The organism is Bartonella machadoae (genome assembly GCF_022559585.1).
GTDB classification, from domain to species: Bacteria; Pseudomonadota; Alphaproteobacteria; order Rhizobiales; family Rhizobiaceae; genus Bartonella; species Bartonella machadoae.
Genome location: NZ_CP087114.1, coordinates 1,399,874 through 1,425,407 on the forward strand (window position 1 = coordinate 1,399,874; position 25,534 = coordinate 1,425,407).

A 25,534-nucleotide genomic window follows, 5' to 3' on the forward strand; every position below is an offset into this window, starting at 1 on the left:
TCAATCTATCTTTAAACTGCCATACCATAAAGATCATAAGCATCTGATTGTTCAATTTTTACGGTAACAAATTCACCCACACGTAAGGGGCGTCGCGATGATATATGCACAATACCATCTATTTCTGGAGCATCATATTGACTGCGACCTTTGGCAATTTTTCCTTGACTTTCATCGATGAGAACTTGAAGTCTCTTGCCAATTTTTTTCTTTAAAAGGTGAGTAGAAATTTGTTGTTGTTTAGCCATAAAGCGATGCCAACGGCTTTCTTTTACTTCTTCAGCAATATTTTCTAATCCTAAATCATTTGCGGCAGCACCTTTTACCTCTTCGTATTTAAAACAACCGGCACGTTCAATTTTTACTTCTTCTAACCATTCGAGAAGCATATTAAAATCTTCATTCGTTTCACCTGGAAAACCTACAATAAAAGTTGACCGTAAGGTGAGATCTGGACAAATGGTTCTCCACTTTTCAATTCTACGGTTGATTTTTTCGATAAGAGCAGGACGTTTCATGTTACGTAAAACGGTTGGTGAAGCGTGCTGAAAAGGGATATCTAAATAAGGGAGAATCTTTTTTGCTGCCATAAGTTCAATAACTTCGTCAACATGAGGATAAGGATAAACATAATGCATACGTATCCAAATACCCATATCCCCGAGTTCGCGACAAAGATCAAAAAATTTAGTTTTGATTGTGCGATCTTTCCAACAACTTTCTAGATATTTTATATCAATGCCATAAGCACTGGTATCTTGTGAGATAACCAAAAGCTCTTTTACACCAGCTTGTACAAGTTTTTCAGCTTCTTTAAGAACATCATCAATGGGGCGTGAAGTAAGATTACCACGCAGAGTAGGGATAATACAAAAGCTACAGCGGTTAGAACATCCTTCAGAAATTTTTAAGTAAGCATAATGGCGAGGTGTTAAGCGAATACCTTGCGGAGGAACTAAATCGACAAAGGGATCATGAATTGGAAGAATTGCTGAATGAACAGCTTGCATAACACTTTCATAGTCTTGTGGTCCTGTAATGGCTAATACATTCGGATGTGCTTGACGAATAACATCAGGATCAGCACCAAGACATCCTGTTACAATAACTTTTCCATTTTCTTTGAGTGCTTCATCAATATTAGTTAATGATTCATTTCATGCAGAATCAAGAAAACCACAGGTATTCACAATAACGAGATCCGCACCTTGATGCTTACGTGAAATTTCATAACCTTCAGAGCGAAGTTTTGTAATAATTCGTTCAGAATCTACCAGTGCTTTGGGACATCCAAGGGAAACAAAACTAATACGAGGTGCTGCCATAATATATCCTGCAACGTTATGACGATTAAATTTTATTTATTATTTTTATTTCATTAAGAATAAAAAGTGTGCTTTATCTTTGCTATGTGTGCAATACAATTTGTTACAAAGATATTTATTTTATAAAATCTTAAGAGAGAAAATATTTCATTATCGATTTTTGCACAATACAAAAAAACACCAAACAATTTTTTATTGAATAATATATGGAGTGTATTTAAGCAAATATTTTTATTTTTTAATATTTGCGAATAAGTCCGATAAGTTTACCTTGTATCTGTATACGTTCCGATCCATATATGCGTGTTTCGTAATGAGCATTTGCAGCTTCTAATGCAATGGATGCTCCATTACGACGGTAACGTTTTAAAGTTGCTTCTTCTTTATCAATAAACGCCACAACAATTTCACCTGATGTTGCTGTATTTTGATGTTTAACAATTATAGTATCTCTATTAAGAATACCAGCTTCAATCATAGAATCATCCTTGACTTCTAAAGCATAATGCTCACCTGAATGAAACATCTCCTTTGGTAAAGAAAGCGTATTTGTTTGTTGCAATATAGCTGAGATAGGCACACTTGCAGCAATACGCCCCATAATAGGAATGGTAATATTCTTTTTCTCTTCTCCCTTAGAATGATCACTATCACTGAAATTTTTAAATATTTTTCTTTTGTTTTCTTCTATCATACTAGGAGAAATTTTACGCGCTAAAGAAAGATTAAATGTTATTTTTTCAGGAAGTCGAATCACTTCTATTGCGCGGGCACGATTTGGCAAACGGCGTATGAAACCTCGTTGTTCTAAGGCTACCATGAGTTTATGAATACCAGACTTTGAAGAAATCTCTAATGCAATTTTCATTTCCTCGAAGGAGGGGGATACACCTGTTTCTTTTATATGATTATGAATAAACAAAAGTAATTCATATTGTTTACATGTTAACATTCAATATTCCAGTTAAAAACATCAAAAATAAGAAAAAATGAAGTTAATATATTAATCTATAAATATTATACAATTTTTAGGAAATATTTATCAAACAAAATTTATTTTGTTTTTTATATTTATATAAATATATTATAATACGAAATTTTAATATATTAAAATATTTTTACTATATTATTTTTATTTAATGAATATTAACACATATAATAATTTTTAAATATTGTTTTACTCTCTTAAGTGATATAAATTATTTTAAGATCAATTCTCTATCTCTTTAAAAGAATTATTCATTTTTTTAAAGTATTTGTATATTTTATAAATTCTATCGTAAAGGGCTCAAGTAAACAGTACTTTTCCAATTTTGTAATGATGGTTACTTTTAATTGTATCTTGGGAATCATTTTATGTAGCATTCTTCTTTTTCTATTTTTGAGAAGACTATTTATAACTCTAATAAAAGAGTGTATGATAAGTTTTTTATCGTCATGACTGACATTTTTAATTATCATTTTAGCTATGCTAAAACTTTATTTCATATTTCCTTTATCTTTATATAAGAATGGGGCTCCAGTACATTGACCCAGTACATTGACCCAGTACATTGACATTGTAACATCACCAAAATCATGCTTGCATTTAGAAGTTGGAAAACAAAAAATTAAAAATAGGTAATAATAATTTATGGCGGCAATCCACCCCTCTATGGATTACAATAAATCTATTTTCTGCGTTGCTGATAGTTTTAATATCCACTTTTTCGTATCTTAGATACTATGAATCGTTCTTTATTTTTAAATTTTTCTTTTATTCAAATTTAGCAGAAAAAAAGTTATACATTGCAATGATGATGAATGGGAAAGACAGAAAAGTATTAATAACTAAACAAAATATAATATTTTTTTTCAAAAGGTGTTGACCAAATGAAAAGTCGACCGTATGTTCCATTCACTTTCTGCAAGCGATTTGGCTTGTGTGGGAGCGCGTAGCTCAGTTGGTAGAGCAACTGACTTTTAATCAGTAGGTCCAGGGTTCGAATCCCTGCGCGCTCACCAATGTTAAGAGAAATCAAGAGGTTATAGAGAAGTTAGGGAATTTTGAATCCTTTGTTCTTTTAACTTATTTTCCTGTCTATCCCGAACCTTTTTGATCACTTATTCCCAACACAATAATTTTTCTCTGTTATAGATGTAAATTTTTCAGTATTGTGTTTGACGTTTATTGTTATTTGCCGTATAGCTTTGATATACGTAAAGGGGTAGTCATGGCAATTGTGAGCTTTAAACATAAAGGCTTAAAATTATTTTATACGACTGGCTCTACAAAAGCTATTCAATCAGCTCATACAAAAAAGTTACGTGTTATCCTAACGGCTTTAACAAGTGCTACATGTCCTGAAATGTTAAACGCACCTGCCTTTAAAATGCACTCTCTTAAAGGTGAACTTGCAGGCTATTACTCTATATGGGTCAACGGTAATTGGCGTGTTACCTTTCGCTTTATCGGAACAGATGTGGAGCTTGTTGATTATCAAGATTACCATTGATTAAAGGAATGAAAAAAATGATGCATAACCCCGCACACCCAGGTGAAGTGCTAAAAGTAGCTTTCTTGGAAGAAATGGGGCTAACAATACAAAAATTAGCTGACCATCTCCATGTAACAAGAGCTTCTCTATCAAGAGTTATTAATGGGCATGCCTCTATGAGTACCGAGCTTGCAGTTAAATTAGAATTAGCCGGTTTTAGTAAGGCAAAATTTTGGTTAGATATGCAAACAAACTATAATTTGTGGCAGACAATGCAAAAGATACAGCCTCCTATTCTTCCTCTGGTTTCTGATTCTACTCAAACGTCTCTTTGATTTTATCAATGATTTTGATGAAACCTTGGCTTATTCTTTCACGTCTTTCCAACCAATGCGTACCGCATCACCACGACGCAAGCCGGTGTACAGAAGAACATCAATCCAAACACGTTCATGTGTCCCTAGTTTCCAGTGATGATAGTATTTCTCAATATCTTCTTCTAACCATGGTGTTAATCCCTCTGTATTAAAAGCTTTTGATGCTTTAACATTAAAAGCAGGATTTCTCTTTAAAAGAGCATTATCAACCGCCCAATTAAAAAGACCATTTAGAGCCGTTAAAAAATGCTTAGCCGAGGCTGGGGTCTCTCGTCTTCTGTCTACGGCATCAAGGATATGTTGTTTTACTATACTTTTATAAGCGCAGTCGCCAATATGTTTAGAAACATTATTGAGGATTCGATATTTAACTTTTTTTGTCGATTCTGATTGATTATGCCGTTGCATGCTTTGTAAATATTGATGCAACAACCAATCAAAAGACTCTTCTATAAGTGTGGTCGTTTTGTATTTTTTGATGAGCCGCTTTGTGCTTGTTTAATAGCAAGCGTATAATTGTCAATAAACTCTCGCATGCCGTAGGTTCCTTCAATGCGAAATCGTGGTCTGTGACCAATACGAACATACCATATGATTTTCCTATGGCGCATTTGTTCACGCACAAGATAAGGCGGGCGTTTTTTAGGCATAGCTAAAACTTTATATCATTAACAGGAAAGCATGAGTTATTGGAGCCATATTCTTTTTTTCCTTTTCAAGCGGAGAAAAATCATCGGATGCTATAGATAAGCTTAAAAACTAGTTTTTGGGATTGTTCGCCCCGCAAAAGACCCGCAAAAATGGTCGAATAAATATTTTAGCCAAGTGATGTATATTCTCAATAGCCAATCTAAGGGCGGTTTGATGGCAGAACGAAGTGCTTTTGATGATGAGCGTCAAGCGCTAGAAAGTTGGGCACGAACGGATACGATTACGTGGTTAGAAAAGGGGGCTCTTACTACTGGAAAAATTCAATCAAAGCCAAGTGCGCAATTCCCTAGTAGATTTTTTCAATTATTCAATGAAACACGTGAGGCAATAACGCATGTAACAGGATTATCGGTTGAGTTTATCGGAACACGGAAGGTCAACCAAGCGAATGTATTGGAAAATACGCGCTGGTAATCAACACTTAAAGTGTATAGTTATAAAACAGCTCGTTAATTATGGCTTTTTCTATTTTAATCAGAGAAATTTGTTGCTCATGCCGCTCATCTTGCAAAATCATTATATTTATTCACAGTTTATATTATAGGATCATATTTTTTATTAACCTATTGATTTATTTATTTTTTGAATTCATTTCAATGTTTATTATACCCTATCTTTTTTTTGCGAAAGATCATTAAAAAGTTAATATTATATTAATTTCTTGATTAAAAATACTTTTTAAAGATATTATAAGCCCGCGAGGGGAATCATCCAAAAAATGTGAATTTCCCTATAGCATGAAGATGCGGTGTGGTTTTTGCAGTATATACTTCAGTAGAAATAAGCGGGCTGACAGATGCTTTTAATTAGCAAAGAGAAATTTACTTCCATTCTTAATTCAACATTTCATTTTTTTTCTGTGGTAGCTGTTTCTCAGTTACTGGTATCTTGCTGTGCAAGCCAAACAGCATTTTGGGAAGCAAAGAGTTTTTATCATAATAATAAACCAACCGATGTAAAAATCACTGTGCTTCCTAAAAAAACATCAAGTGAGAAAAATCAATCAAAAGGAAAGAGAAGTGGACGTGCCATTGTTGGTAAGCCTTACCAAATAAAAGGGAAGTGGTATTATCCCCAAAATGATCCAACTTATAAACGTATTGGTGAAGCATCATGGTATGGTTCAGATTTTCATGGGCGTTTAACTGCAAACGGTGAAATTTATGATATGAATCTTTTGACTGCTGCTCACCCTACAATGCCTTTGCCTAGTTATGCTCGTGTTACTAATCTGGCTAATGGATCTTCTATCATTGTGAGAGTTAATGATCGTGGTCCTTTTATGAAAGATAGAATTATTGATTTATCAAAGAAAGCTGCGGAAATTCTTGGTTATGCAAGTGCAGGTGTGGCAAATGTTAAAGTGGAATATATTTCTGAAGCACCAGTTGGTCATTATGATGGTTCTTATTTAATGGCTTCTTATACATCAGGTAATTACGCTTCATCCTCATTAATATTAGCGGGTCTTTCAAAAGAGAGAGAAAATATCGTATTAGAAAGAATCGGTGCAGATAATCAAAAACGATTAGGTGAAATCGCAACCGAAGGAAAACAACGCAATAAAGCCCTTTCAATAAGACTGCCAGAAATTGGCCCTGTTTTGCTTGATAAGCCAATGTTGTTTGATCAAGTAGCTTTTATAAATAAACCAAACAAAAAGATAGACCTCAATTAATGACAAGTATTTTAATAGAATAGTTTTTTCTCTTATCATCTATAATTTTTAAATTATAGATGATAAGAAGTAGTGAATTATATTAGAATCTGTGCTTTAAATGAAAAGATCAATTGTGCGTTGTTGTGAAAAAGGTAACTTTTCTAAAAGAATCATTCACATAAAGCAGTACTGTTAGCCTATACACTTGGAAAGCTTGAAACGGTTAAGTCATTACGCACGAAGATATTGATCAGCTAGTGGAAGCATTAGAAAAAGCAAGGACGTTTTTTATAGCTAAACGTTTTGCACGTATTTTAAAGATATCAAAATAAATTCTATGCGAAAAACGAAAAAAGGGTGTAGTAGCATGCTAATTTATTTTAATGATACTGAGAAAAAATAAAAAACTGTTCTTGTTTTCTGATGATTCTCAGTTTGTGAAAAAACAAATCTTTCCTTGTATAAGAAGATTCTTTATGCTTCTCCTTTAGATATGGGAGAAGCGGTTATGCACGGTGCATTGAGGGTTTTATTTACATTATTTTGGATGTTAATATTGGATGGGGGAGGGAGAGCACAAGATTTTCACACTTCTGCATCGCAATTACTCCTATTAGATAGTGACACGGATACAATACTTTTTGAAAAACAGAGTGATATGACTTTTCCTCCTGCTTCATTAACAAAATTGATGACGGCTGAAGTCATATTTTATCAATTAAAAAAAGGATTATTAAGCAGTACACAAACATTTACAGTAAGTGAAAATGCTTGGCGTAAGGGGGGCGCACCTTCCGGTACAACAACGATGTTTGCAAAAGTGAAGTCAGAAATTCGTGTTTCTGATCTTTTACGTGGTTTAATTGTTGTCAATGGAAATGATGCCGCTATTACCCTTGCTGAAGGAGTATCAGGAAACGAGTCTGATTTTGCAAAACTGATGAATGAACGAGCAAAAGTGCTTGGATTATCGCATAGCCATTTTGTTAATGCAACTGGTTTTCCAGAAGAGGGGCAGTTTGTGACATTACGCGATATGGTTACATTAGTACGTCATATTGCTCGTGAGTATCCTGATTATTATATGCTTTACCGTGAACCTAACTTCACTTGGAATAAGATTTTTCAACGGAACAAAAACCCTCTTATTTCTAAGGAAATTGGTGTAGAAGGTTTTGGATTCGGCTACAGTGAAGAAGAAGGTTTTTCAATGGTTATTGCCGCCTATCAAAATCATCGACGTCTTTTTTTAGCGATAAATGGTTTGCAAGATGGTAAAGGGCACACCAAAGAAGTAGAACGCATTCTACAATGGGGAATGACAGCTTTTGTTCTTAAAACGATTTTTACAAAGGAAGAAACGGTTGTCCATGCTGCTGTTTATGGTGGAACACAAAACTCTGTTCCCCTTATTGTTAAGGAACCAATAGACATTATGCTTTCAAATGAAAAAAAATTAAATGTTAAGGCAAGAATTAAATATCATGGTCCTTTAAAAGCGCCCATTGTTTTGGGGCAACAAGTTGGCGTTCTTCAAATTCTAGAAGATAAAAAAGTTCTTCTCGAAAAAAAGGTTTTTGCTGGAAACAATGTTCAGGAAGGAAGCTTTTTTGCAAAAGCAAAAAATGCATTCTATGAAATAACAATTGGATGGTTACGAAAATATTTATAATATGCACTCCATAATAAGATTAAGGTTTATACGTGTCAGGTTATTTTATTACATTCGAAGGAGGGGAGGGAGCGGGAAAAACAGTACAAGTTTTTTTGCTTTCTCAGTACCTTGCTAGCCAAGGTTATGATGTTGTTACAACACGAGAACCGGGAGGAACAGAAGGTGCAGAAGCAATCCGTTATATTCTATTGTCTGGTCAAGCGCAACAGTATGGATTTTTAATGGAAGCACTTTTGTTTACAGCAGCACGTGCCGATCATGTGAGTGAAGTTATTATACCTGCTTTGCAAAAAGGCAAAGTTGTTTTATGTGATCGTTTCATTGATTCTACACGCGTTTATCAAGGACTCAATGGTCAAATCAGTTCTTCGACTCTTTCTACTTTAGAATGTATTGCTCTCAAAGGGATAATGCCTCATCTAACATTTCTGTTAGATGTACCAGCAAAATATGGTATGGAGCGTGCAAATTTGCGAAGAAACAAAACAGCAACGATAGATCATTTTGAAAAAGACAATGTAGAGATACAAGAGCAAAGGCGACAAGCCTTTCTGCAATTAGCTAAACAGGAACCTCATCGGTTTCGTGTGATTGATGCTACAGGTACAGTGGAAGTTATTGCACAACAAATAAAAGACATTTGTTATCAAGCAATGTTGGAACAGTTTTCATGAGTGATGTAAATTTTTTGCGCCATTATGATGATATTGATACCGTTTTATCCCCTTCGCAAAATAACAGGATCTTTGGGCATAAAGACGCTCGTCATTTTTTGGCACAAATGCTTAAAGAAGAGCGTTTACACCATGCTTTATTATTTGAAGGAAAGCAAGGAATTGGTAAAGCTACATTAGCATTTCATCTTGCTTGGAATATCTTAAGCTCTCAAAGAGATGATTTTCTGCAACCAGAACATCATTCTATAACATGGCACCAAATTACGCAGGGGAGTCACCCTAATCTTTTATATATTTCACGTCGCTTTGATTTAAAGGCGCAAAAATTTAAAACAGGGATACTTATTGATGATATCCGCGATGTTATGCATTTTTTAAATCAAACATCGCAAGATAATGGGTGGCGTATTGTTATCATTGACTCTGCGGATGATATGAATAGAAGTGCAGCAAATGCAATTCTTAAAACGCTTGAAGAGCCTCCTAAAAAGACTTTATTCATTCTTATCACGCACTCTCTAGGAAAATTACTCCCAACAATTCGTTCACGCTGCCAGCAAATTTCTTTGCGACCATTGTGTGATGATGAAATGAAAAAAGCCATTACACATATTTTTTCCAATCAAAATTTACCGGATGAAAAAAACGTTGAAATGATTATTCAAAGGTCAAAAGGAAATCCCCGAAAGGCGATTTTACTTCTTTGCGATGGTGGTTTTGAAATTATGAGAACTATTGATACTCTCTTAGGGCAATCTGTTTGCAATCCAACGGGTGTACACACAGTTGCACAAACACTTTCCTCTCTTTCGTCAGGAATTCAATTTCAACAATTTTGTGATGAAATTCTTGATAAAATTCAAAAAAAAGCTATCATGCTTGTTGAAAGGGGAAATCTAGCTCTCTCAAAAAAATGTGCGCAAGCATGGCAGGAAATTCATCAAGAGATAGGGGAAATACAGGCGTTTAATCTGGATAAAAAGCAATTCATTATTAATCTGCTTTTTAAGGTTCATAAGATCATTGGTGAAAATGAGCTTTTTCCGTGACAATGTGATTAACAGACGTTATGTCATTGTATCTTTTATTGTATTTTACAACGAGTCTGACATGCGTGACACATATTACATAACAACTCCAATTTTTTATCCTAACGGTACCCCCCATATTGGGCATGCCTATAGTGCAATTGCAAGCGATGTTTTGGCCCGTTTCCAACGATTAGACGGCAAAAATGTATTTTTTCTCTCTGGGACAGATGAACACGGTTTAAAGATGCAGCAGACAGCAGCGGCATTAGGTATAACGCCTAAACAGCTAGCAGACCGCAACAGTGCAGCGTTTCAAAAAATGCTTGCAGTATTAAATTGTTCTAATGACGATTTTATCCGCACGACGGAAGAGCGCCACTATCAAGCTTGTCAAGAAATTTGGAAAAAGATGGAAGCAAATGGTGATATTTATCTCGACCGTTATAGTGGTTGGTACTCGGTTCGTCAGGAATCTTATTATGATGAAAAGGATACAGTCGTTGGAGAAGATAATATCCGTCGTGAAAAGGAGCTAAGCTCTCCAGTAGAATGGAACGAAGAAGAAAGTTATTTTTTTAGACTTTCTCGTTATGAAAAAGCGCTTCTTGAATATTATGAAAAACATTCTGATTTTATTGCTCCATTTGAACGACGTAATGAAATTATAAGTTTTGTCAAATCAGGTTTAAAAGATATTTCCATTTCACGAACGAATTTTAATTGGGGTGTTCCTGTTCCAAGCAATCCAAAACACGTGATGTACGTTTGGGTTGATGCACTGACAAATTATCTTTCAGCAATTGGCTTTTTCGATGAAAATTCGAATGATCGTGATTTTTGGCCGGCAAATACGCATATTATTGGTAAAGATATTATTCGTTTTCATGCAGTCTATTGGCCGGCATTTTTAATGTCTGCTGGAATTGAATTGCCTAAGCATATTTTTGCACATGGTTTTTTACTCAACCGTGGTGCAAAAATGTCAAAATCCATTGGAAATGTTGTTGATCCGTTTGAAATGGTTGATCACTATGGTCTCGATCAAGTGCGCTATTTTCTTCTTCGTGAAGTGCCATTTGGACAAGATGGTAGTTATAGTCATGATAGTTTTGTAAATCGTATTAATGCGGATCTTGCGAATGATCTTGGCAATTTAGCACAACGCTCTTTGTCTATGATTGCCAAAAATTGTAATGAAAAAGTTCCTATACCCGCAGCACTTTTCGTTCAAGATCAACAGCTTTTAGAACAATCTCTTCAAGCGCTTGAGAATATACGCCAAGCTATGTCTTCTTATGAGATGCATGTAGCACTCTCCGCTATTTTTTCAGTTGTGACAGATGCTAATCGCTATTTTGCCAATGAACAACCTTGGAGTTTACGGAAAAGTAATCCAGAAAGATTTTCTACAGTTCTTTACATAACGGTAGAAACTTTACGGCGAATAGGGATTATGCTCTTACCTTTCATGCCACAGTCAGCGACCAAGCTTCTTGATAGCCTTGCGATTTCAGAAGACAGTCGGTTCTTACATCATATCAGTCATTCAGAAATTCAAGCAGGTCTTGATCTTCCTCAACCAAAGCCAATTTTCCCCCGTTATATCTTGAAAAAAGACGAGATTCACCATGTTGATTGATACCCATTGTCATCTTGATTTTGAAGATTTCTCACAAGATTTGGATGATGTTGTCCAACGAGCTTTAGATTCTGATGTTAAACGGATGATAACAGTTTCAACACATGTTCATAAATTGGATAAGCTTTTAGCAATTGCGCAAACTTATGAGCAAGTCTTTTTCTCTGTTGGGACACATCCCAATCATGCCCATGAAGAACAAGATATCACAGCCGAAGAGCTTATTCATCACTCAAAGCATCCTAAAATTGTTGCTTTTGGGGAATCTGGACTTGATTATCATTATGATTATTCTTCACCAAAAGAACAAAAGAAAGTTTTTCAAGAACATATCATTGCTTCTCGAGAAACACAGCTTCCTCTTATCATACATTCACGCAATGCTGATTCTGATATGGAGAAAATATTACGCGAGCAGATAAAAGAAGGTTCTTTTCCATTTATACTGCATTGTTATTCATCTGGAATACAACTTGCTCGCGCTGGCATTGAACTTGGTGGTTATCTTTCTTTTTCAGGTATTCTTACCTTTAAAAATGCGCTTGAAATCCGTGAAATAGCAAAAATTGTGCCTCATGAATATTTATTGGTGGAAACAGATGCACCATTTTTAGCGCCTATTCCTCATCGCGGTAAAAGAAATGAACCATCTTTTGTTTGCCATACAGCAGCTATTTTGGCTGAAACAATTGGTTTAAGCATTGAAAAAACAGTTCAGATAACAACGTGCAATGCTTTTCGTTTGTTTAGAAAAATGAAATAAGGTAAAGGGGGATGTTTGATAAGTACCGATTTACAATCTTAGGCTGTGGTTCTTCTCCTGGGGTACCGCGTGCTAATGGTGATTGGGGAGCTTGTGATCCCAATAACCCTAAAAATAAACGTTACAGAAGTTCTTTATTAGTTGAACGTATTCATAAATCAGGAAAAAAAACAACCGTCGTTATTGATACTGGTCCTGATTTTAGGTCACAAATGATTGAGGCTTGTGTAAACCATCTTGATGCTGCTCTCTATACGCATTTTCACGCAGACCATATTCACGGTATTGACGATTTGCGTAGTTATGCACTTGCACAAAAATGCTTAATAGATATCTATGCCGATACCGAAACATTAAGGCACTTGAAAAATGCTTTCGGATATTGTTTTCAAAATCCAAAAGATTCATCTTATTCATCCATTTTAAAAGAGCATCTTATCAACGAAGATAGCCAATTTATAATTCAAGGGCAGGGTGGAACAATAACTGTTAGTACACATCTACAACATCATGGGAAAATCCATTCTTTAGGTTTTCGCATTGGTAATGTTGCTTACTGTACAGATGTCAATAAATTTCCTGAAAAAACATTGTTGAAATTAATGAATTTAGATGTCTTAATTATTGAAGCACTACAATTTGGGTCTCATCCAAGTCATTTTTCTGTTGATCAAGCATTACAATGGATAAAATATCTAAAGCCAAAGCAAGCGATACTCACACATATGGATCGGTCACTTGATTATAATAAACTTCTAAACTACATCCCATCATATGTAAAACCTGCATACCAAGGTCTCATATTTGAAACTGATGCCCAAACCTAGTAGTTAAATATTACTGTTAATTTAAAATTATAGTCTCTATTTTGACTTTTTTTCATCTTATTTGTGCCTTTTTTACATTAAATTGAGGTTTTTTTTATGTGTAATTTTAAGCAAGACACGATGGAGCAATGAGTTGCCCTGATATTCAGCGAGAGTTTTTAGCTAATAAAAGACAAATTAATGATACAATTTTAGAGCAATCTAAGGCAAGACAGAAAAACGTAGCTATAGCAGCAGCAGGTGTTGTATTTTTTCCTGCTTGGTATTTTCTAGATGTAACATCAAGCGAAGAGAATGAAATTGTAGCTTTAAAAAATCGTAATACTGTTTTAAGTGATCTCGCGCGTGAGAAGCGTTGTAAATTGCCACAGTTTTAAGTGATCTCGCACGTGAGAAACATTGTAAATTGCCACAGCAATTTTTCATTATTATAGTATATTTAATTTTTGGCTTTAAGTAATACTACTTAAAGCCAAGTTTTTTGAATGTATTATTTGCTATCCAATACATTTGCCAAACTATTGCCATAATTTTGTTTAAATAGTGAATTATGCGACATAATTATGAATAATAGGTCTAAAATAAGGGATGCTCGAGAGGTTAGGCTTTATTTTTTCTATGTCATATTATCGCATAATATATATTATGGAACTTTTAAAGAAAGAAAGGATACAAGTTATATGTTAGCAATGGCAATTTGGGGTGCTGTCTCAACAATGTTATGGATATTTTCAACACCTTACAATGGTCCTTTAGGCTTATGGTGGGTACCTTTTTCGTAAGAAGAACTTTTTTAAAATTAAAAATCGGGCTGGTTATTCTGGCCCGAAAATTCAAGTTACAACATCATGATTTTCTTTTTAAGATAATCTTAATAATATGTAGGATTACGAAAACGAAAAAAAACATTCCATGAAATAACGGTACGACAGAAATAAAATCAGAATAATACATTGTTAATGTTTCAATAAATGCTGCAATACACCATAAAACAATTCCCCATAATGAATACATCCAAAGACCAATTAAAGCGATAGGATAAACAATGGCTAATATGGTTGCTGCATATTGCCACTGCCATGGCATGAGATCAAAACGCCATAAAACGCTCGGAAGGACACCAACAAGACGTACCCAATAAAAAATACTTAAACCTAAGCAGATAAGTGCTAAAAATCGCAAATAACCGTTATAAATTAAATTGATTTTTGAAATTTGTTTTTGAGGATCTTTTTTCAAAATAATAATTCTTTTTCAACGGGTTGAAAGTAAGCGTCTATCATTTCATTTGTGACAGACGAAAGTTTGTTTGGCTGCCATTTAGGTGTTTTGTCTTTATCAATTAACATTGCACGCACACCTTCACGAAAATCATGCGAACTGACCATATGATGCGCGATGCGATTTTCAATTTTCATACAATCTTCCAAAGTTTGGCAATCTTCCAAAGTTTGGGATGGATTTCGTTTCATTTGTCTCCAAGTAACTTTTAAACTTGTTGGAGAACGCGACTGCAAAATATCATAACATTCTTTGGCGAATAAGACACCTTCTTTGCCTTTTTTATAAAGCAATTCAATACATTCCTCTAACGTATCAGCACTAAAACAAGCATTGATAAGACAGCGTATTTCATAACTTGTTTCATAGTCTTTTGTGATTGCTCGTTCTTCTAAAGCTAATGTAGGATTTCCTTGTTCAATAATAGTTTTTTTTATGCACTCTAATTCAATTTCAGGAACAGCATGTGTTGCTAACCCTAAATTTAAGCAATCACCCCATTTTATGCGTGCGCCGGTCAATGCGAGATAAATGCCAAAATGATCAGGAAGAGAGGGTAAGAAAAAACTCGCACCAACATCTGGAAAAAATCCAATAGCACCTTCTGGCATAGCAAAGAGTGTATTTTCTGTAACAATTCGGTGTGAACCATAGATGGAAATCCCTACCCCTCCTCCCATCCAAATACCATTTAAAAAAGAGATATAGGGTTTTGGAAAACACTGAATGTAAGCATTTAAACGATATTCGTCACTAAAATATTGATAAGAAGAAGGTTTTTCCCCCATATGATAGATTTCGACAACATCTCCACCAGCACAAAAAGCACGCCCCTCTCCTTCAACCAAGATGCAAGAAACATCATCATCTGTTTTCCATGTATTGAGAGCTTTTTTAAAGGCGAAAACCATTCGATGATTAAGAGCATTTAATGCGAGAGGACGTGTGAGCTTTATAATGCCAGCATGCCCCTCTTTTGTAAAAAGAATATCATCACCTGCCCCAAAATCAATTTGCATCTCCTCTCCTTTCCACAGTGCCTATATCATTGTTTTTTTTAAACCAAATTGAGGAAATAGCTGCATGATAGCACCAATACAATACATATAAATGCCTGTGAGTGAAATTCCTAGCTTAACCCAATATGGAGCATCTAATTTGTAAAAAAAAGCAGCAGCGCCAAAGGAACACCATAAAAGAAAAATTGGAAAGTTAAACCACCGCAAACGGATAACTCTTATTGGATGAATGAAATAAATCGGTAAAAAAGAGATAATTGCTGATAAAACAATAATGATAAAAGTAATCCACTCCCCTGGTTTTACTACAAAAAGCGTAAAAACCATCATATTCCAAACGACAGGGAACCCTTTAAAAAAGTTTTCTTTGGTTTTCATCCCAGTATCTGCATAATAGATAGCTGATGAAATGACAATGATAGCACTCGATAGAAACGACAGTCCTGAACCTATTAAACCACTTTGATAAAGCGCAAAAGCTGGAATTAAAACATAAGTTACATAATCAATGATATTATCTAACAGTTCTCCAGACCAAGTTGGTAATATATATTTAACATCAAGTTTGCGCGCAATTGGTCCATCAATACCATCAACAAGAAGAGCAAGTCCAAGCCAACAAAACATAGCAGTCCATTCTTTTTGGGATGCTGATATAAGAGAAAGAAACGCTAAAAACGAACCAGAAGCTGTGAGTAAATGGACAGAAAAGGCCTTTGCTTGTGGCATCGTTACTTTTTTATGGCGCAATCGATTGGCATTCGTTTTGATTTTTTTTGTTAACTTACGTTTCAAAGTTTTTTACCCTCGTTTCTACAGGTTCCATTCATATACCAATACGCCATTTTTACTTATGACATGATTTTCGGTAAAAAAAATCATAAAAAGGTTACTTTTTTATATCGCTTTATTATTTACATAATATAATAGAAAAGCTTCATGCAATAAAAAGAGATTGTTCATTTGGAAACGCTAAAATATTTGTTAAATGAAAAAAGGCACAACGAGCAGTGACATTAAAAAAAACGCATAAAGATATTGCTGTCATTGGTGCGGGACCAGTAGGTATGATCACAGCACTTAGCCTTGCGTGTAAAGGCTATTCTATTTGCCTTATTGGCCCCCCTACGCGTACAGATGAATTACGAACAACGGCTCTTATGATGCCAGCAATACGTATGCTTCAAGATCTCAATATTTGGAATATTCTAAAACATCATGCAGCACCTTTATCATTCATGAGAATTATAGATATAACTTCTAGAGTTATGCGTGCTCCTACTGTCAATTTTTCTTCTGCTGAAATTGGTGAAGAAGCTTTCGGTTATAATATCCCTAATATAGAGTTAAACAATGCACTACTCTGTAAAATTGCACAGACACCCAATATTACAAGGTTTACTTCTTTAGCAAATTTCTTTCATCATAAAAAAAAGCATGTCTATATCACTCTTGCAGATGGCAGGAATATTCAAACGCCACTTGTTGTGGCCGCTGATGGGCGCCACTCTTCAGCACGAGAAGCAGCGGGTATCGCAGTTAAGCAGTGGAATTATCCGCAAAAAGCACTTGTTCTCAATTTTTCTCATGAATTTTCTCATCAAAACATATCAACTGAATTTCATACAGAAAATGGTCCATTTACACAGGTTCCATTACCAGGAAAAAGATCCAGTCTTATATGGGTTGTTAGCCCTTCTCATGCTGAAAAATTGTTAAACATAGAGTCAAAGGAATTTGAAAAAATAATAGAAAATCAGATGCAATCAATGCTGGGAAAACTGACATTAGAAACTCCCATTCAAGCATGGCCCCTTTCAGGACTTATCTCTCATCATTTTGCTGCCAATCGAACAATTTTAGTGGGTGAAGCAGCCCATGTTTTTCCTCCTATTGGGGCGCAGGGATTAAATTTAGGAATCCGTGATGTTCAAACTTTGATTGATATTTTACCCAACCAAATATCCGAATCTAATTCTGAAATGATTGTTACACACTATAATAGATACCGAAAACCTGATATATTAGCCAGAAGTGGCGCTGTTCATATGCTTAATTCTTCTTTACTTTCTGGTATGTTGCCTGTTCATATTACACGTAGTGTTGGGCTTGGATTATTACGTCATTGTTCACCGTTACGAAATTTATTTATGCGTGAAGGAATGTCTCCCGGTCAAGGATTCAAAGCAATTATGCAAAAATTCCAAAAAAAATCTTGAAAGCAGTTTCATTTAAATCTTTGAATAAAGCCAAATATATAGTAATCGAAGGCGAAAAAGGATCGCTGATATTTGTGCGGGTAAGAAAAGTCTTTTTGGCATAAAAATTGTTATCCAACATTTAAACTTGAAATGCTCTTCTATGCTAAAGCGTGTAAAAAATGATAGTGCGTGCAGTCTATCAATATAAGCCTTTTTGATATCAATTATTTGCGGATATAAGCACTGTGAAATAGAAAAGGTTGTTATAAGAACAGAAATCGCGTTATTCTTTCTCATAAGATCATTTCGGTTAATCAATATAAATTTTAAAAATTTTTTTCGTTAAGTATAGCATTGAAAATAAAAGATCTCTGGGAACCTGTTCGCAATACAGATGTTAATAAAGTATTGTTTTAACAGATGGTGAAAAGATGAGACTAAATAAAATTTTGCACTCAGCTATTTTTTTTATAGCAATGATCTGTCTCTCATCTATTGTTGCAGTTTCGATAAATAAGATTTTTTATACTCCTTATTGCCAAGCTTTTTCTTATAATTTTACCAAAGATATTACAAAACAAGGCCAAAATTCATTTACGGCTTCACAAATTAAAAACTGTCTCATGCAAAACGGTTTCATGGATATTAAACGATTGCGTTTGGATGATAAAGGTATTTGGCGTGCTTTAGTAGCATTTAAAAATCACCATTTTCTTGTATCAGTTGATTATTCTGGCACAGTTGGCATTCAAAATGAAAGAAAACAATATGATTAATTTTAAGTCTTATAGTAAGAGTGATCCTTTTAGCAGTGAGAGAAATTTTTTAAAAAAAGTTTATTATTCTATTAAAGAACCTGCTTTTATAGGAGCCTTAAATGGTAGTGTATCAGGAGCAATTGCATCAATTCTCGCAACTTATGGATATATTTCTCTGCCAGGATTTGGTCCAATCATCGCAATGGGTGTAAGTATAGCATTTTTTACCGGAACGATAATTGGGGTAATAATAGGATCAATAATAGGTATTTTTGTTGGTACATTTTGTACTTTTTTAGGAACAAAATACACATTATAATCGATTAAACTTTATAACAAATTAGGAACTTTTATAATTTAATCGTTCTTAAAAACAGAGATGTTTTATAAGATTACGAAATCCATTTTAGAAGTATTAAAAAAACGAGGTAAAATGCCTATAAAAGCCACATTATCCATTTAAGAGATAAGATCGTTTTAAGTTACATTAAAAACATCTAAAAAAAGATTTATCAAAAGAAATATGATTTATCAATGGTGTATGAAATATAAAAATGTTTTTATCATTATGTTTTTTTATTTTGTATTTCATTAACAAAATTTATCTCAAATAATTATAAAAAGGTGTTCTATGAATAAAATTTTCTTTCTCTTATTAGCTTTATTAATGTTTTTATTTCATTACTCTACGGCATTAGCAGAATCTATACAGGTAAAAGTTTATGAGCTCGAAAATATCAATACAAAAAAGCCTATTGGTACAATTAAAATTGAAGAAAGTACATATGGTCTGATTTTTGTACCCAATTTATCCACCTTGCCAGAAGGTTTGCATGGTTTTCATGTGCATGTAAATCCTTCATGTGATACGAAAGAAGGTATCATTGGTGGTGCTGCTGGTGGACATTATGATCCGCAGCATACTAACAAACATCTTGGACCTTATAACATCAATGGTCACTTGGGTGATTTGCCTGCACTGTATGTTGATGATAAAGGACAATCAACAATGAGTGTTCTCGCCCCACGACTTAAAACAATCTCTGAAATTAAAGGACGTTCATTAATAATTCATTTAGGAGGAGATAATCACTCTGATAAGCCATTACCGCTTGGCGGAGGTGGAGTGCGTTTGGCATGTGGCATTATCGAAGAATAAACTTAAAATCGCAATGAACTATGCAAATATGCATTTTGTTATAGTTCATCAATCTTATAGTTTATGACTAAAATTTCTCATGTGGTTTCTTACTAAGAAATTATAAAATTTATTTTTTAGAGCATTTTTTATATTTACTAACTTTATTTGTGCGATAAATAATAGCAGATTTTTTTATTGATCACTGATTTTGTCAATTTTCTTTGTGACATAATCATTTGCGAAAATAATATTTTTTTAATTAAAAGAAACATAAACAAAGAGTTTTTCAAGATACAATCGACAACTTTATATTGATAGCGAGTAGTTAAGAACAATAAAAAATAAACTAAAAGTTTGATAATGAAGAGCAATTTTAAAACAATAATGCTCATGGAGTTATTTGATTCCAATCAGATGGACGAATCTCGCCAGTCTGGTAGAATTGACGAATGAGTTTAATATAATCAAAGAAGTCCTTATTTTCTTCTATCAATCTATTAGCAGTATTCCAATCAATTTCACTGCGTTCTTTAGCAGGAATGATAATTTGACTCTCGGATGTATTTTCCTTATCCAATCTTATAAATCCAATTCCATGCAAACTTGAAAGTATTCGAAGTTCTTTTAAAGTATCAATACCTTCAATTTCACTCGCAACTAAATAACTAAAATTAGCCCATGAGGAGTTGCTAACTGTTTGAAAAAAAGCTTGTCGCAGATTTGAACGGTTGATAAGAATTTTGACTTCAAAAGACCAAAGCTTTGTTTTTTTATCAAAATATTGCAAAACACAATCTTTGATTTCAGGATGCCATTCGTTACTTAAATCCTGTAGCCCTACAACATCTGGATAAAGCCATTTATTGCCACCATTGCCATGTTTGTTACGAGAGCGTTTTTCGTCAATACGCTTGCTATATACTTCAAGCTCTGTCCATAAAAATTGAGATAATAATGGATACAGATCATGCTCTCTAACAGAAAGATCATTTATCTTAGAAGCCGAACATACGATACTTTTTTCTACTTCGTCAATTTCATCTTTATCTGTTAGTTGTGTAAAATAATATTGTCGTGGTCGACCTTCTGTGGTTTTAATTTCTGGATAACGTTTTTGCAATTGAGGGACGTCTAGATCCTATTTCAGCAACAATTTGCTGAATAAGAGCAGCTTCACTGTTAAGGGGAGCAACTGTCGCAGTTGAGCGCTTTTGCTTTTTATGACACTCCTCTGGATAATTTTCGAATATCCATTGAGCAATTTCTCTAACTGTAAATTTTTTTGTTGGGTTTTGCTTTAAAAAACTAAAAGTCGTTTTCATTAAATTTAGGAACATATGTCAAATCATCCATTTTTACACTCTACTATAGTTAGACCACTTTAGTCATCTTTTACAAGAGAGAGTACAATAAATGGTTTTATTTTTGCGAGAAGAGTTTATTCCTTTTACATCACTCAATTCGCTAAATGAAATCCAGATGTTTTTCTTCTAAAAAGACTTCTTTTTCTCTCATCAAGATGATTATTATTTGGGAAAAGAGCTATTCTGCATTAAGTTCAGTTCTTGAAATTGTGAACTCTGCACACAAACCTTCAAAACTACGATTGGCCTTAATAGTATCATGTGGAATAAGGACATAATACCATGGTTTTCCATCATGCGTAACAGCATAACTCGTTGCATGATAGCACCACTGAACGGCTGCATTTGTCTTTTTCAAAACAATAGGATTGTGCATTTCAGATGCTTTTTTAGGTTCACAAAGATATTTTGCGTCTTTCGTTTCTACAACAAAATCCGGTTCATAGATCAATCCTTTGTCATATTCTATCTTGAAAAAACCTCGAGCAAGCTTCATCCATTTTAATACTTTTACATCATCCTCTAATATTTGAGCAAACCGCAACTCCCCCTCCACTGAATCAAATTTTTGTAAAGGATAACAGCATTTTTTAAATCCCTTGAATACCAATGTTTTAATATCGCTTTTATTGGAAGGAATACAACGAAAATCAAGAGGAAATGTACCCTGTGATAGTGCGTAGTGAAGAGGTGTTAAAGTTGTAAACCCCCGCGTAATTTTAACCTCATAATCTTGTTGTGTTTCCCACTGGTGTGATTTTAATTGAGCAACTATAAAATTATTAATTTGATGCTGATAGTGAATCAATACATTCTCAACAGCAGCATCACTTGATAAATAAGAGCGAAAATGTTGCACCAACTGCCCCGCTAATTTTCGTAATAGTGGCGTATGATTGTCATAATCAATAAAGTCATTATCAATTAAAGTACGAATGATATAATTTTCAAGATGAGGCTCTTTGAGATACTCATTTTCAGAGGTAAGAAAAATACTTTTATGTGTGCGTAATTCCCGAATTAAAAGCTCTCTACTCACGGGTTGCAAGTTTAAACTTTCTAGGTTTTTTAAATCAAAGTCAGAAAAACCATAAGTAATCTCACCAGAGGGAATAAGCACAATATTGGGAATATCTATTATATGTTTTGCTAAATTTTCTGTTAGGTTTGCAACCACTTTTTGCACCAAAGCTTCAGCCTCTATTTTTATGCTATCAGAAATGAGGGTCCCCTTTGACGCGTGCATGGTTTCAATAACTTCATTACTGATTTTTTCTTGTATTACAGTGGAGCAAAGTGCCTGAGAATTCGGCAATTTCTCATATCCTTTGATAATATTCCACGTAATATCAGCAATTTTTTTCTCTTCGGAAGTGAAAGGTGGAGCCGTATTATGCAACACGACATCTTGTAAATCAGATGCTCCGTTTATATGGGAGTAGCGTGTCACCGTTGTCTTTGTTGATTCAGTTTCTGCACAACTTGGTACTGTGAGTATATCTGATTTTTCAGCTGATATATCCCCTCCTATTCCAATCTCAATATGCTTTTTAATAATTGAGTTTGGCTCATTAGCACGATCAATAATATCTTGGAAACGGTCATGTGCAATGATTGTTAAACGATCAATGGATTCTATGCCAGTTTTACTATCATACGGCAAACGTAATCCACGACCTATCGTTTGCTCAGTTAAAATCTCTGAAGTAGATGCACGCAACGGCACAATGGTATAGAGATTGGTGACATCCCATCCTTCTTTCAGTTTATTAACGTGAATAACAATTTCCGTTGGTTCATTTGGATCTTCAATTGCAATCAGTTTCTGAATATTCTTATCTTCTTCTGTATTCGATTGTTTTGAATGAATTTCTATAACCTTTCCCTTATAAGCTCCGGCAAAAAAATCATCCGCTTCTAATAAATCACGCAATTTCTGCGCATGCTCTGTATCTTGCGCTACAACTAACACAAAAGGTTTAACGCATTTTCTTTTATAATCACTAGCATAGATAACCAAATCTGCTTTTACTTTTTCGTGTGCATGAATTGCATCTTGTAGTTTAATATACTCTAATTGTTCAGACGTATAGTTTTTCGGTTGAAAGTCTTTACGTGTAGCGACAGCGGGTTCTTTCACAAACCCATCTCTCATAGCCTCTGCAAGTGAATAGCCGTATACAACATTTTTAAAATTCACAGGCTTTGCCCCTATTGTTTTCGGTGTTGCTGTAAGCTCTAAACCTAAAACAGGTTTCAACTCATTAATCGCCGAAACACCCGCAGAAGCACGATAACGATGCGCTTCATCCATTAACAGCACTAGATCAGGAAGATTTGCAAGATAATCAAAATAACTTTCGCCAATAGTTTCTTGTAAGCGTTTAATCCGTGGAATATTTGATTTTGCAGTTCCTTTTTTATGATCCGTTGTGTTAATTTTGGAAATATTAAAAATATTGATAAAAGCTGTATTTCCATCCTCAAACAAACGCTGTTGTCCATAAAATTTCGGTTCATTAGAGTGAATTCCTTTACCGCTTTCATAATCATCACCTGTAATAATTACCGGTCTATTTGCAACAAACTCATTCATTCCATTGAATACATATTTGGGACTTTGAGGACTGAAATCCTGTTTTAATTTTTCATAAATAGTCAAATTTGGCGCCAATATAAAAAAATTGCGACTGCGTCCTGTTAAATAAAGATAGCTGATAAAAGCGCCCATCAAACGTGTTTTTCCAACTCCAGTTGCCAAAGCAAAACAAAAAGAAGGAAAATCGCGTTCAAAATCTTGTACAGAAGGATAAAGTTTTTTTATTGCTTCCAAATCTGCAACTAAATCAGTATTTTTAGAAAGTTCAATATTTTCTAGGATTTGCACCAAAACATTCAAGGATTTGTGTTGAGGGTAGCGCAATGATAAACGAGCAGCAATTTTTTTTTCAACTGCGTTCATGAGAAACTCCGCTTTTTCTATTTATTCGAATAAATCTAATTCTGCTTGTGCAATATCTTTATCTTTTTTGGAGGGCTCTTTTACTACCACCATTGGTTCAAGATTTGCTACATTCAAACTGTAATCATCCCTCCCCCATTCACACTTTTCTAAGACAGCACGCGGTATTTTGGTAAGCGTGAGATTCTCAAAAGATTCTGGTTTCGTATCAAAAGCTGCACAACAAATAAGCAAAGTACGATGAGGACCAACCTCTTCACTGATAACGCGGAGTTGTTCATGTGTCATTGCATTGGTTGTTACATAAATATAATCCGTTTCGGTTGAATATCCTTGCATCCAATAATGGTTTTCATCAGGAGCATAGGTAAAACCCATATGTTTGCACATGGCTTCTGAAAGCACAGCAGCATTATATTCGCGACTAATAATCCACTGTCCCCATGGATCTTTTTGCAACAAAGAAGGTGCAAGACGATAATAGCGGAATCCTCCACCACCTTGCCAATTTACATTTTTAGAAATACCACCTTGATCAGTTCCATCAATCACTTGTTTTAAACGAGGGATGATGTGTGTATGACAATGCTCCCCAAGTTCAATCATAATCCACTTGCGGCCCATTTTGTGAGCAACCGCTCCAGTGGTACCAGAGCCGGCAAAAGAATCTAAAACAAGATCTCCAGGATCAGTGGCTATACCAATAATTCTCTGAAGAAGATGTTCAGGCTTTGGAGTATTAAATAACTCTACTATATGATTAGTAAATATTTTTTTCAATTCATCTTTAGCATTTGCATTATTGGAAAGACCTATCCAGATAGTTTCTGGAATACTTCCTTTATTTTCTGAAAGGAAAAATTTACGGTATAAATTATTACCTTTGATGATAAGGCGGTCTTCTTTATCTAATTGTTGCATACTTTCTAAGTTAACAAGCCACAGGCGCTTAGAAAAAAATTTTCCTGCTTTAGTAGTATATTCAAATTCAGATCCGCCTTGCTGCCTAGCCCACAAGCCGAGAACACGATATGCACCTCTTGGATCATTATCAGGATTTGAATATGCTTTTTTTGTTGTATCATCTAATGCAACACGATTGATATAAAACTTTGAGGAGTTTTTTGCATAAACTAAAATATGGTCATGGGTTGTACTAAAATAACGAGAAGAATTATCTTTTCCTCTTTTTTTATGCCATATAAGATTAGTAATAAAATTATTACGCCCAAATAACTCATCACATAAGACTTTTGCATAATGTATTTCATTGTCATCCAACTGCATAAAAAGTACACCATTCTCAGCCAGTAATATGTGCAATAGCACCAGCCTATCCCTCATAAGGCTAAGCCATATGGAATGTTCTAAACCATCTTCATAATGTTCGAATGCATTGCCCGTATTATAAGGTGGATCAATATAGATACACTTTACCTTACCTGTATATTCTTGTTCAAGCGCTTTGAGCGCGAGTAAATTATCACCAAAGATGAGTTTATTATCAAAAATATCTTGAGCAGATACTTGGTGTGGAGCATGATAAGATTTCTCAAGATCTTCTAATAAAATACGAGGTTCAAGTCTTGGGCGTTTCTCTTTTCCAATCCAAGTGAGTTCCAATTTTTGTTTATTACGGCTCATTT

The 25,534-nt window shown here is 34.5% G+C and carries 21 protein-coding genes, 1 tRNA gene and 4 pseudogenes; 16 read left to right on the forward strand and 10 right to left on the reverse strand.

The features are described 5' to 3' along the window. Positions 1-11: 11 nt before the first annotated feature. Positions 12-1,325: pseudogene (gene rimO, locus LNM86_RS06875) on the reverse strand (30S ribosomal protein S12 methylthiotransferase RimO). Between the two features lie 238 nt (positions 1,326-1,563). Further along, complete coding sequence (lexA, locus tag LNM86_RS06880) at positions 1,564-2,277, reverse strand: transcriptional repressor LexA (RefSeq protein WP_241437071.1); 714 nt, start codon at positions 2,275-2,277, stop codon at positions 1,564-1,566. Between the two features lie 976 nt (positions 2,278-3,253). Here lexA and LNM86_RS06885 point away from each other — a divergent pair. The 3 genes from LNM86_RS06885 to LNM86_RS06895 all read left to right on the forward strand — a co-directional run bounded on the left by LNM86_RS06885 (position 3,254) and on the right by LNM86_RS06895 (position 4,137). Next, positions 3,254-3,329: transfer RNA gene (locus tag LNM86_RS06885), tRNA-Lys, on the forward strand. Between the two features lie 209 nt (positions 3,330-3,538). Then, positions 3,539-3,820 (forward strand): type II toxin-antitoxin system RelE/ParE family toxin, encoded by a 282-nt coding sequence (locus tag LNM86_RS06890; protein WP_241437072.1) that lies wholly within the window; start codon positions 3,539-3,541, stop codon positions 3,818-3,820. Between the two features lie 17 nt (positions 3,821-3,837). Further along, a complete protein-coding gene (locus tag LNM86_RS06895) occupies positions 3,838-4,137 on the forward strand; it encodes a HigA family addiction module antitoxin (protein WP_241438945.1) in 300 nt (99 codons plus the stop codon). A gap of 33 nt (positions 4,138-4,170) precedes the next feature. Here the strand turns inward: LNM86_RS06895 and LNM86_RS12860 are convergent. Then, positions 4,171-4,829: pseudogene (locus LNM86_RS12860) on the reverse strand (phage integrase central domain-containing protein); the annotation flags it as partial. Positions 4,830-4,921: 92 nt separating this feature from the next. Here LNM86_RS12860 and LNM86_RS06910 point away from each other — a divergent pair. The 9 genes and pseudogenes from LNM86_RS06910 to LNM86_RS06950 form a co-directional block, all read left to right on the forward strand. Beyond that, positions 4,922-5,298 (forward strand): annotated as a pseudogene (locus LNM86_RS06910) (portal protein); the annotation flags it as partial. Between the two features lie 388 nt (positions 5,299-5,686). Further along, positions 5,687-6,568 carry a septal ring lytic transglycosylase RlpA family protein gene (locus tag LNM86_RS06915; protein ID WP_241437075.1) on the forward strand — a complete coding sequence of 294 codons (882 nt, stop codon included), beginning with the start codon at positions 5,687-5,689 and terminating at the stop codon, positions 6,566-6,568. Positions 6,569-7,058: 490 nt separating this feature from the next. After that, positions 7,059-8,222 carry a D-alanyl-D-alanine carboxypeptidase family protein gene (locus tag LNM86_RS06920; RefSeq protein WP_241438947.1) on the forward strand — a complete coding sequence of 388 codons (1,164 nt, stop codon included), beginning with the start codon at positions 7,059-7,061 and terminating at the stop codon, positions 8,220-8,222. A gap of 32 nt (positions 8,223-8,254) precedes the next feature. Then, positions 8,255-8,899 (forward strand): dTMP kinase, encoded by a 645-nt coding sequence (gene tmk, locus LNM86_RS06925; protein WP_241437076.1) that lies wholly within the window; start codon positions 8,255-8,257, stop codon positions 8,897-8,899. Further along, on the forward strand, positions 8,896-9,951 hold the full coding sequence (locus LNM86_RS06930) for a DNA polymerase III subunit delta' (RefSeq protein ID WP_241437077.1): 1,056 nt from the start codon (positions 8,896-8,898) through the stop codon (positions 9,949-9,951). Before tmk ends, LNM86_RS06930 begins: the two co-directional genes overlap by 4 nt. A 61-nt stretch (positions 9,952-10,012) precedes the next feature. Beyond that, positions 10,013-11,572, forward strand: coding sequence for a methionine--tRNA ligase (metG, locus tag LNM86_RS06935; protein WP_241437078.1), 1,560 nt, complete (start codon positions 10,013-10,015; stop codon positions 11,570-11,572). Further along, entirely contained in the window at positions 11,562-12,335 is a 774-nt protein-coding gene (locus LNM86_RS06940; protein ID WP_241437079.1) for a TatD family hydrolase, read from the forward strand. The genes metG and LNM86_RS06940 overlap by 11 nt, the downstream gene beginning before the upstream one ends. 11 nt (positions 12,336-12,346) lie before the next feature. Further along, positions 12,347-13,162, forward strand: a complete 816-nt coding sequence (locus LNM86_RS06945) for an MBL fold metallo-hydrolase (RefSeq protein ID WP_241437080.1) — start codon at positions 12,347-12,349, stop codon at positions 13,160-13,162. 116 nt (positions 13,163-13,278) lie between these two features. Then, a pseudogene (locus tag LNM86_RS06950) lies at positions 13,279-13,539 on the forward strand (hypothetical protein); the annotation flags it as partial. Positions 13,540-14,008: 469 nt separating this feature from the next. Here LNM86_RS06950 and LNM86_RS06955 read toward each other — a convergent pair. Genes LNM86_RS06955 through pcsA form a run of 3 tightly spaced genes read right to left on the reverse strand, consistent with a single transcriptional unit; the run spans position 14,009 to position 16,257 of the window. Beyond that, on the reverse strand, positions 14,009-14,401 hold the full coding sequence (locus LNM86_RS06955) for a DUF6163 family protein (protein ID WP_241437081.1): 393 nt from the start codon (positions 14,399-14,401) through the stop codon (positions 14,009-14,011). Continuing rightward, positions 14,398-15,462 carry an enoyl-CoA hydratase/isomerase family protein gene (locus LNM86_RS06960; protein WP_241437082.1) on the reverse strand — a complete coding sequence of 355 codons (1,065 nt, stop codon included), beginning with the start codon at positions 15,460-15,462 and terminating at the stop codon, positions 14,398-14,400. The genes LNM86_RS06955 and LNM86_RS06960 overlap by 4 nt, the downstream gene beginning before the upstream one ends. Positions 15,463-15,483: 21 nt before the next feature. Further along, positions 15,484-16,257, reverse strand: coding sequence for a phosphatidylcholine synthase (gene pcsA, locus LNM86_RS06965; protein ID WP_308219209.1), 774 nt, complete (start codon positions 16,255-16,257; stop codon positions 15,484-15,486). 215 nt (positions 16,258-16,472) lie between these two features. Here pcsA and LNM86_RS06970 point away from each other — a divergent pair, with 215 nt between their 5' ends. From LNM86_RS06970 to sodC, 4 genes are all read left to right on the forward strand, one after another. Further along, the gene (locus LNM86_RS06970) at positions 16,473-17,681 is read left to right on the forward strand and encodes a UbiH/UbiF family hydroxylase (protein ID WP_241437083.1); all 1,209 of its coding nucleotides are present in this window, start codon (positions 16,473-16,475) and stop codon (positions 17,679-17,681) included. 413 nt (positions 17,682-18,094) lie between these two features. Further along, complete coding sequence (locus tag LNM86_RS06975) at positions 18,095-18,439, forward strand: hypothetical protein (RefSeq protein ID WP_241437084.1); 345 nt, start codon at positions 18,095-18,097, stop codon at positions 18,437-18,439. Continuing rightward, a complete protein-coding gene (locus tag LNM86_RS06980) occupies positions 18,417-18,740 on the forward strand; it encodes a hypothetical protein (protein ID WP_241437085.1) in 324 nt (107 codons plus the stop codon). Before LNM86_RS06975 ends, LNM86_RS06980 begins: the two co-directional genes overlap by 23 nt. Before the next feature lie 312 nt (positions 18,741-19,052). After that, positions 19,053-19,580, forward strand: coding sequence for a superoxide dismutase [Cu-Zn] SodC (gene sodC, locus LNM86_RS06985; RefSeq protein ID WP_241437086.1), 528 nt, complete (start codon positions 19,053-19,055; stop codon positions 19,578-19,580). A 370-nt stretch (positions 19,581-19,950) separates the two neighbouring features. Here the strand turns inward: sodC and LNM86_RS06990 are convergent, their stop codons facing one another. The 4 genes from LNM86_RS06990 to LNM86_RS07005 form a co-directional block, all read right to left on the reverse strand. Then, complete coding sequence (locus tag LNM86_RS06990; RefSeq protein WP_241437087.1) at positions 19,951-20,682, reverse strand: COG2958 family protein; 732 nt, start codon at positions 20,680-20,682, stop codon at positions 19,951-19,953. Beyond that, complete coding sequence (locus LNM86_RS06995; protein WP_241437088.1) at positions 20,657-20,884, reverse strand: forkhead box protein; 228 nt, start codon at positions 20,882-20,884, stop codon at positions 20,657-20,659. The genes LNM86_RS06990 and LNM86_RS06995 overlap by 26 nt, the downstream gene beginning before the upstream one ends. A 220-nt stretch (positions 20,885-21,104) precedes the next feature. Beyond that, positions 21,105-23,888, reverse strand: a complete 2,784-nt coding sequence (locus tag LNM86_RS07000; protein WP_241437089.1) for a DEAD/DEAH box helicase — start codon at positions 23,886-23,888, stop codon at positions 21,105-21,107. A gap of 21 nt (positions 23,889-23,909) precedes the next feature. Continuing rightward, positions 23,910-25,532: a site-specific DNA-methyltransferase gene (locus LNM86_RS07005; protein WP_241437090.1), complete on the reverse strand. Its 1,623-nt coding sequence runs from the start codon at positions 25,530-25,532 to the stop codon at positions 23,910-23,912. Positions 25,533-25,534 lie beyond the last annotated feature (2 nt).